This is a genomic window from Butyrivibrio sp. (assembly GCF_024699075.1).
The window spans coordinates 1-9,832 of sequence record NZ_JAILQF010000460.1 but is presented as its reverse complement, the minus strand read 5'-3'; the positions used below and the strand labels follow the sequence as shown (position 1 = coordinate 9,832).

The following is a 9,832-nucleotide window of genomic DNA, read 5'->3' as shown; positions in this document are numbered from 1 at the left end:
ATGGCAGAAGGAAGTGAAGATAAGAAGTTTACGATACTTGCTCTTGCCTACTCAGATGAAGAGATGACTCTTACAAGTGATAGTAGCGCACAAACAGCTTCTACAGAAGAACATACTGACGCAACTATGCTGGATGTATATGGTGACTCCTTTAAGCTTGGAGTAGCACTTCCAAATGGCGTCTTCTATGATATGTCAACCTATGATGCTACAGTCAAAGACAATTTTAACAGTATTACTTGTGAAAATGAGATGAAGCCTGAATCTCTTCTTGACAGAGATGCTTCACAAAATGGCCTTCCTGATTCATATTATGAGCCTTGCGTACATTTTGATAACTGTATGCCAAGTATTGAATACTGCGAAGATAATAACATAGCAATGAGATTCCATACTCTTGTATGGCATAGCCAGACTCCCAGATGGTTCTTTACAGAGGATTATACAGATAGCGGAGAACTTGTAGACAGAGAGACAATGCTTAAGAGAATGGAGAGCTATATCAAGTCCGTTCTTACATATTTTGAAGATGAGCATCCGGGTCTTATCTACGCTGTAGACGTTGTAAATGAAGCATTTGATGTTGGCGATGGAGATGAAAACGGAATAAGGCAAAAGAACAATCTCTGGTATGAAGTTGTTGGTGCTGACTATTATGTAAAAGCATTTGAATATGCAAATAAGTATGCTTCCGATGATATGAAGCTTTTCTATAACGATTATGCCTGCATGTGGAAGGGTGATCTTATTCTTGAAAATCTTTCACAGATCAAGGAGAACGGCTGGATTGACGGAATAGGAATGCAGTCACATCTGTCTACAACAGATGATATAGACAAGTTCCTTGAAACAGCAAAGTCTTTTCTTGAAGCAGGATATGAGGTTCAGGGAACAGAGCTTGATATAGGAGTTAAGTCAAAGACTGCTACAGAGTTTCAGAAGCAGGCTGAGCTTTATAAGGCATATTTTGATGGAATGCTTGAACTAAAGAATGAAGGCTACAATATTACAAGTATCACAGTATGGGGAATTGATGATGCCCATACCTGGAGAAGCGGCGAAGATCCACTTCTGTTCGACAAAGATTTACAGAAAAAAGAAGCCTACTATGAAATAGTAGAAGATTAAGAATATATTTTAGAAGTATGAGGAAAAATTGATGCAGAGTTTGAATCCTATTATAAAAACAGATTATCCTGACCCGGAGGTTATTAGGGTTGGTAATACATATTATATGGCAAGTACAACCATGTACTTTTTCCCAGGATGTGCAATATTAAGATCTTATGATCTTAAGAACTGGGAGATAGTAAACTATGTTTTTGATAAACTTGAGGATAGCTCTGCTGAGAACCTCGAGAGAGAAGAAAGTATCTACGGTCATGGAATGTGGGCACCTACGCTCAGATTCCATAATGGTACATATTATGTAGCCTTTTCGTCGGTTGATATTAAAAAGACTTACTTTTTTACCACAGACGATATTGAAAATGGAACCTGGGACAAGCACTATATGGAAGGCTTCTTCCATGACCTTTCCTTATTGTTTGATGATGATGGAAGAGTATACGTAATATATGGTAATAAAGACATATGGATCACAGAGCTTGAACCCGATCTTTCTGAGATCAAAAAAGACGGACTATCAAAAATCATAATATCTGATACTGAAGATGTTTTTCTTGGATATGAGGGAGCACATGCCTATAAGATAGATGGATACTATTATATATTTCTTATCCACTGGCCTGTGAGTACAGGTATCAGAACTCAGGTAGTGTATAGAAGTAAGTCACTTGACGGAGGGTATGAAAAAAGAGATCTTGTAATAGATGATATCGGTAACCCTTCAAGAGGAGTTGCCCAGGGAGGTATCGTAGATACTCCTGATGGAAAATGGGTATCATTTTTGTTCCAGGACTGCGGAGCTGTAGGAAGAGCCCCTGTAATTGTCCCTCTTACATTTAAGGACGGGTTCCCTTATGTAAGTGATGACTGCAAGGTTCCTTCTGACAAGCAGATTATTAAGTTTCTTGATGGGCAGGATTTGGCTAAAGGTCATAAATATGATAAGCTATACACCTCAGATGATTTTGTATACGACGTAAGACAGACATCTCATCCTAAGCTTAAGATGCAGTGGCAGTGGAATCATCTTCCCAGTGACTCAGGCTGGAAGATAAAGCATGAGGGCGGCCTTGAAATTAAGAATACCAAAATTGCCACAAACCTTGTTCATGCCAAGAACATGCTCACACAGCGTATGATGATGCCAAAGTGTGAGGCTATTGTTACTGCTGATATAAGCGGCCTTAAGGATGGGGACGTTGCTGGAATATGTGCTCTTCAGGGATGCTATGGCCTTGTAGGTGTCAGAAACCAGTCCTTCCAAAAAGAACTTGTAGTTATGGTCAGAAAGAAAGAGGAAGTTGATAAATTTGACAGAAGAATAGATTTTCTTCCCGGTAATGTTGTCTTTTCGCGTATAATAGATACAGATGTTGTAAGACTTAAAATATGTGCCGATTTTACTGATAATAAGGATACTGCATATTTTTATTATGACATAGGTGATGGATTTATAGATACAGGAATAAAACATAAGCTTCATTTTGGACTTGATCACTTTACCGGATGCAGATTTGGACTCTTTAATTATGCTACTAAGCAGGCTGGAGGCAAGGTCGTATTTAACAGTTTTGAATATGAAGCTTAAAACTCAAGGCTTAACAGGCCTTTAGAGATTTGAAGATCTTCATAGAATGAAAAATAGCATTATTACAAAGCTCAATTCAATGGGCATCAAGCCAAAAATAATATTGTTCTATCTCGTATGTGTTATGATACCTCTTTTAATTGCCGATGGCATAATCGTAGGTATTATATGGAATGCGGAAAATAAGGAGAGGCAGACCTCAAATGAAGGAGTTGCCTCTTCTATTGAGTTTACTCTAAAATCTGATTTTGGGACTATAGATGAGATGTCCAAATCAGTATATCTTAACAGTGGTCTGTATGATTTTCTAAATAGTAAATACGCATCTGAATATGATTATTATATGGCATTCAGAAATCTAAGGAAGACTTCGACTCTTTGGAATTTTGCAAGTCTTGAGCATTGCAGCTTTAATTTTTATGCCGATAATTATACCCTTGTAAGCGGAGGAGGTATTCAGGATATTGATAAGATAGTGGATACTGCCTGGTACAAGGATTTTAAAAATTCAGACAAGGACAAGCTCCTTTGGATCGGTTATTACAAGGATACGTCCAAAGATGTGTATGCCCAAAGGCATATATATCTTATTCAGGCTATGGACTATTATACTAAGCCTTCTAAAGAAAAACTTCTTGTATTTGAATTTGATTATGACTATCTCGTAAGCGAGTTAATGAGTCTTTCAGGAACTGATGATAATCTTTCGTACGAAATCGTTGAAGGAGACAGGGTAGTTTTGTCCAATGACTTGTCCGATACTTCCCAAAGTGATTTCAGAACTAAAGCTTCAGATGACAGAATTGCATATAGCAGGCAGACATCTGTCTATGGCTGTGATATGCAGATTAATATTCTAAGAACAGATAATTATATTAAAAGGACTATACAAAAAAATATTTTTATAGTCCTTATTCTTGTTGCCATAAGCTTTATTCTTCCTTATCTGGGACTGGTTTTCTTTAGAAATAATTTCTCCAACAGGCTGATAAAACTCAGCAATACAGTAAATAAATATAATGATGAACATCTGGAGCTTTCAGGCGAAACAGAAGGAAGCGATGAAATAGCCCTTCTGGCTAAAAACTATAATACAATGGCAAACAGGATCAATTATCTTATAGATACAGTCTACAAGCATCAGCTTCGTGAGAGTGAATCTATCATGGCAAAGCAGAAAGCAGAGCTTCTGGCCCTTCAAAGCCAGATCAATCCTCATTTCCTTTTTAATGCACTTGAAAGTATCAGGATGCACAGCATAATTAAACGCGAGCAGGAAACAGCCAGAATGATAGAGAATCTTGCTGTTATACAAAGACAGTACGTTGAATGGGACAGTGATATTGTAAAGATCAGTGAAGAAATGAACTTTGTCACTGCATATCTTGACATCCAAAGCTACAGATTTGGTGACAGACTTTCTTATTCACTTGACATTGATGATGAAGTCAAAGATATTGAAATACCTAAGCTTTCCATAGTAACATTTGTTGAAAATGCCTGTATTCATGGTGCTGAACCTAAGCCTACAAAGTGCTGGATATTTGTAAGGGCATATAAGAAGGATGATGATATCGTCATAGAAATTGAAGATACCGGAATAGGTATGGAAGAAGACGATATAAAGGCTTTGTCAGACAGAATGAATAATGCAAATATAGATATGCTTAAACAGGGAATCAGGGTTGGCATTATAAATGCCTGCCTAAGGCTTAAAATGTATGCTGATGGTAAAATAGACTTTGAAATATCGTCAGAACTTGCAGTTGGAACTATAATCACAATAAAGATACATAAAGATAATTAACTGTCCAAGATATCAGATTCGCAAGGAGATAGGATTGTATATAATGTGCGAAGTTTGAGTAAAATAATAATTTAGGTAGTGATAAGACTTAGTTAATTAGAGATAAAGGATAGATATAATGCTCAGGGTAATGTTAGTTGATGATGAACCACATATTTTGCAGGGACTTAAGGCTCTTATAGACTGGAACAGTGAGGGCTATGAGATAGTTAATGCTTCGTCAAATGGTCAAATGGCGCTTGATTATCTGAAAGGAAACAAGGTTGATCTGATCATAGCTGATATCAAGATGCCGGTTATGACAGGACTTGATCTGTTAAAAGAAATCAGGGACAGGAATTTAAGTGATGCTGCATTTGTGATCAGCAGCGGATATGCTGATTTTTCCTATGCACAGACTGCAATAAAATATGGTTGCAGTGGATATGTGCTTAAACCTGTAGATAAGGAAGCTTTACTTGAAATACTTAGGGAAGTAAAGACAAAGACCGATTCAGAAGGCAGATCTGAGATAACCAAAGAGATGGAAGATGCTTATTTTGAACGTAATCTTATAAGAGTTATCAAGGGAAAATTCGACGATGCTATTTTAAGTAAAGTCATGGACAAGATCATAGATGATGACGTAGTCAGATACATAGAGATACAGTCAGAAGATAACTATCCTGTTGATGATGACAGAGATGATGCAGATATGATCTTGGCTCAACGAAAGATATACGAAGCTGCAAGGTCCTTTCTTGGAGAAAATGAGCGCAATGCAGTATTTGATCCTTCAGGACATGACAAGATATATGATGTCGGCTTTATATATACCAAGGTTTTGTCTTCCATGAAGGGATTAAATGAAAACGAGTATATTAAAGAGCTTCATGATTATATATGCGATTATTCAGGCATTAGCGTAGACCTTTATGTTGGTAAGAAAGTTAAAGGCATAAAGAATATAACCAAATCTTATGGCACAGCCTGCAGACTCAGATATCTCAAGGGATTTAGAGAAAAGCAGAGTATATACAATTACGATGATAATGATGTAAAAGGTAATAATGATAAAGTCTTTATATTGAAAGACGATATTGACCGTTATATTCACTGCGTAGAAGAAAATGATAAAACCAAGATTCTGGAAAGTATAGATAAACTCTATGCCGAAATGAGAGATCCTGGCATAAGCTCTTTTATGGATATTAATATCAATTATATAGTTTTTCAGCTTATTAATCTTGCAGCAAAGCAGGATGACGATATAGATCAGGAAGAAGTTCTCAGGATCATTAGTGAGAAGACCTTTGAAAATGGAGTTCTTAGAGGAAGTAAAGAGCATCTTAAGCAGTTTTCACTTGAATATGCAGATTACCTTTCTCAGCTTCGCAAGAATGTCTGCAGAGGGGCACTCTCTGATATAGAAAAAGAGATAAGAAATAATTATATGACTAATCTGACCCTGAAAGGCCTTGGAGATAAATACTATGTAAACAGTGCTTATCTTGGACAGCTTTTTCACAAAAAATATGGATGTTCCTTCAAGGATTACCTGAATAATTTCAGGATTGAGAAAGCTGTAGAGCTTCTTCTTACGACAGATATGAAGACTTATGAAATAGGCACAGCAGTCGGATATAAGGACGTAGATTATTTTGTCAATAAATTCATAGCTGTAAAGGGCTGTACACCTGTAAAGTTCAGAAAACAGGAAAAGCAAAGGTAATTATGTATGAAGATTAAAAAGATCACAGCTATAGCTCTTGTACTTTTGGTTGTAGCCGGGCTTATTATTGTGAACAGTATAGGGAAAAATAAACAGACTGAGATCAAGGAATTTACTGCCTTCTTTTCGGTTCCCGGAACTGAGCTCAATAAGAACAATTATATTCAGAATATAATCGCAGAAAAGACCGGAGTTAAGATAAATGAAAGCTGGCTTCATGGTCAGACAGGACAGGAAGCTGTAGCTATGCTTATTTCAACAGGAGATTATCCGGATTTTATTGATGGCGGAGATTCTTCCAAACAGTTGTATGAGGCAGGGGCACTTATTGCGCTTGATGATTATCTTGAAAAATATCCTAACATAAAGGCTTTGTATTCTGATGATGAGTGGAACAGGTTGAGGCAGGATGATGGCCATATATACTGGATCCCGCAGTTTCAGAATATAAAAGGAGAGGACAGCTCCTGTACACATAATGATGAAGCTTTCTGGATTCAGGCAAGAGTACTTAAATGGGCTGGATATCCAGAAATTAGAACACTAGATCAGTACTTTGATCTTTTGGAAGCTTATTATGAAGCCAATCCTACTATGGAAGATGGAACACCAAATATTCCATATACGATTCTGTGTGAGGACTGGAGATACTTCTGTCTGGAGAATGTACCTCAGTTTCTGGACGGCTATCCAAATGACGGATCTGTAATTGTAGATACGGATACTATGGAGGTTGTCGACTATAATACAACCCCAACAGCAAAAGCCTATTTTATGAAGCTTAACGAAGAGTTTCATAAAGGTATAGTTGATCCTGAATCCTTCACCCAGACGTATGAAGAGTATATAGCCAAGCTTTCATCAGGAAGAGTGCTTGGCATGGTAGACCAGTGGTGGGATTTTGCTTATACAGCAGGTGATGCTATAGTTCAGGCCGGTCTTGATAAACAGGGCTGCGAATATGTGCCACTTCCTATCACGATATCAGAAGATGTTCAAAACAAGTGGCATACATCAGGTGGCGTTATCAATATATCAAGTGGACTTGCAGTTACTACAAGCTGCGAGGATGTGGAGGGCGCTTTACAGTTTATAAGTGACCTTCTCGACCAGGATATTCATAACTTAAGATTTTGGGGAGTTGAAGGTATAGACTACGAAATTGACGATGACGGTCTCTTTTACAGAACCCCTGAGCAAAGGGCTAATATTGTAGACACATCCTATAAATTATCACACATGTGCGGCTATTCTTATTTCCCACAGTGGGGCGGAACAAGTGATGATGGAATAAATGCCAATCTTCCAATAGACCAGCCAGGAGAATTTTACGACGGATTAAGCGATAGCCTCAAAGAGTGCTTTAGTGCTTACGGCGTAAGAACCTATGTAGAAATGCTTGGAACCAATGAATCTCCAGGTATATGGTACCCAATGTACTCATATTCCAACAGCATGACAACTGCAACATCCGGCGGCTATACCTGGATCAAAATGAACCAGATCAAGCACGAATACCTCCCGCAGGTAGTAATGTCAGACGACTTCAGCTCCATGTGGAAAAAATACATGAAAGCCTACAAAAGGTGCAACCCCCAGGACTTCCTCGACGAAATGCAGGCAGAGCTCGACCGCAGAATATCCACCTACTAGCCGCCCTGCACGTACCTCCCCTGTGGCCAATCAGCCCCGCAGCCCTGCGCTTGGCTGCGCCTTCTGCCCCTGCCCCGCCTGGCTATGAACCGGTCTATTCTTACTTCACGCCTCAAAGCAATCGGGTCATTTGGATTTTTCCAAATACATATGCCGCTTCGCCAAACTCGCTCCTGCGCCCTATGTCTGGCCACATACCGTTAGAGGAGGAATTAAGATTTTCCTTGCTTTTTTCTTAATGCCGTATACTTTGCTTCCGGCATGCCGGAATGTGTGTCTGAGCAGGACGCAGTAGTATATAAAAGGTCAATATTCACCAGCTCGCTTTGCGAGCTTATTACAACAATAAAGATGTGAACTCTCGAGCACGTGCTCGAGGATTCACATCTTTTTGTTGTAGGTGCGTAGCACCATGGTGAATATTGACAGTACAATTTAAAGCGCGTCCTGCGAGTTTCACATGGAGGCATGCCTTGTTGGAAGCAAAGTTCGGCATTTAGAAAAAAACAGGAAAATATTATCTGACGACGCTAACGGTATGTGGCCAGCATAGGAGCGCAGGATCTCAAACATGTGGCGCGCGGCATATAGGAAAAATCCAAAGGCCCCTCATTTTGGCGTAAGAAGTAAGAATAGACCGGTTCATAGCCAGGCGGGGCAGGGGCAGAAAAGGTGCGCGGGGCGGCGGGGAAGCAAGAAATGGGAAAAAGCGCAGGGCGGCGGAGAGGAGCAGAAGGCGTAAAAAGAAGCTGCACAGAAACGGAGCCGGAGAGGCATGCAAGTTTGTGTGCAGCTTTGGGGTAGTGATTTTATTTATAATCTGTGGAGTGGATCATGCTTTCTTCTGTATTCGCTTGGAGTGCATTTGTTGACCTGTCTGAAGATTCGGTTGAAGGTCGAGATGCTTACAAAGCCTACTGCAAGTGATACTTCTGTAATTGACAGATCAGGTCTTGCCAGAAGGTCTGATGCTGCCTTTATTCTTCTGTGTGTAAGATATTCGTTAAAGGTGAAGTTTGTATACTGTTTGAATAGCCTTGAGAAATGGAACTTGCTAAAGCCGGCCTTGTAGGCAATGGATTCAAGGCAAAGGTTTTCCATGTAATTCTCGTCGATGTATTCAAGGACTTCGTTAAATTTATCTATATATTCTTTCTGCTTGTAAATTCTTGTGTTTGAAAGCTTCATCTCTGATATTCTGTACTTGGCGATGATAGAGAACAGTTCCAGAAGGTGAGAGTAGATCATTATATCAGCAAAATCGCTTTCTGAGAAATACTCGGTTCTCATCTGGATGAAGAGGTCATATATATCGTCATATACAGGTAAAAATGTCTCTTTCTTTATTACGATCGGCTTTCCAAGAATAGTGTTGATAGAGCTGAATCCACTTAATTTCTCCAAAAAATGAAGATCAAAAAGGAAAATAAACCTGGTGCCTGTTTCCGGTGCATGAAGTGAATGAAGAGATCCTGAAGGAATAAACAATATTTCTCCGGGATTTATATGAAATGTCTCATTGGATATTGTGACATCATACCAGCCTTCAACGGGCATGATGATCTCAATTGCATTGTGCCAGTGAGTTTCATAATCATCATTCTGGTCGTTGTACCAGATCCTGAGCGTAGAATCATTAAGATATTGTACGATCTCCTGATTCTTATTAAGCTTTCTTGAACCTACATAATCCCTGTTAATTATGTTTATCTCGGAATTTATCTTTGGTGCAGCTAAAGTCATTTAAATCCCCCCGTACTATGTTATGTCTACGACTTATCAGCAATAAAAAAATGTTAACATGTGAGATTTAAAAAAAATACATGAAAAATTATTGTATTTTATAAGAAAAAATATGACACTTTTGGATCGATAAAACAACAAAATTATTGCTATTTAAAGTAAGCAAATTCTGAATACGAGTGCGCAATATCTGGCAAGTTTC

6 protein-coding genes are annotated in these 9,832 nt (G+C 38.7%); 5 read left to right on the top strand and 1 reads right to left on the bottom strand.

Translation table 11 applies throughout. From position 1 onward, the window contains the following. From K6G87_RS18210 to K6G87_RS18190, 5 genes are all read left to right on the top strand, one after another. Window positions 1-1,128: endo-1,4-beta-xylanase (locus K6G87_RS18210; protein ID WP_296840466.1), on the top strand; the 1,128-nt coding region annotated here is incomplete at its 5' end. Between the two features lie 31 nt (window positions 1,129-1,159). Then, window positions 1,160-2,716, top strand: coding sequence for a glycoside hydrolase family 43 protein (locus K6G87_RS18205; protein ID WP_296840463.1), 1,557 nt, complete (start codon window positions 1,160-1,162; stop codon window positions 2,714-2,716). A 46-nt stretch (window positions 2,717-2,762) separates the two neighbouring features. After that, window positions 2,763-4,523, top strand: a complete 1,761-nt coding sequence (locus K6G87_RS18200) for a sensor histidine kinase (RefSeq protein ID WP_296840460.1) — start codon at window positions 2,763-2,765, stop codon at window positions 4,521-4,523. A gap of 118 nt (window positions 4,524-4,641) precedes the next feature. Next, window positions 4,642-6,234, top strand: a complete 1,593-nt coding sequence (locus tag K6G87_RS18195; protein WP_296840457.1) for a response regulator transcription factor — start codon at window positions 4,642-4,644, stop codon at window positions 6,232-6,234. A gap of 6 nt (window positions 6,235-6,240) precedes the next feature. Next, window positions 6,241-7,887 (top strand): extracellular solute-binding protein, encoded by a 1,647-nt coding sequence (locus K6G87_RS18190; protein WP_296840455.1) that lies wholly within the window; start codon window positions 6,241-6,243, stop codon window positions 7,885-7,887. An 813-nt stretch (window positions 7,888-8,700) separates the two neighbouring features. Here the strand turns inward: K6G87_RS18190 and K6G87_RS18185 are convergent. Beyond that, complete coding sequence (locus K6G87_RS18185; RefSeq protein WP_296840452.1) at window positions 8,701-9,630, bottom strand: AraC family transcriptional regulator; 930 nt, start codon at window positions 9,628-9,630, stop codon at window positions 8,701-8,703. Window positions 9,631-9,832: the final 202 nt, after the last annotated feature.

Excerpts from the sequence above, each read along its gene's own strand:
- K6G87_RS18205 (WP_296840463.1), top strand. The coding sequence starts at position 1,160 with ATGCAGAGTTTGAATCCTATTATAAAAACAGATTATCCTGACCCGGAG.
- K6G87_RS18200 (WP_296840460.1), top strand. The coding sequence starts at position 2,763 with ATGAAAAATAGCATTATTACAAAGCTCAATTCAATGGGCATCAAGCCA.
- K6G87_RS18195 (WP_296840457.1), top strand. The coding sequence starts at position 4,642 with ATGCTCAGGGTAATGTTAGTTGATGATGAACCACATATTTTGCAGGGA.
- K6G87_RS18190 (WP_296840455.1), top strand. The coding sequence starts at position 6,241 with ATGAAGATTAAAAAGATCACAGCTATAGCTCTTGTACTTTTGGTTGTA.
- K6G87_RS18185 (WP_296840452.1), bottom strand. The coding sequence starts at position 9,630 with ATGACTTTAGCTGCACCAAAGATAAATTCCGAGATAAACATAATTAAC.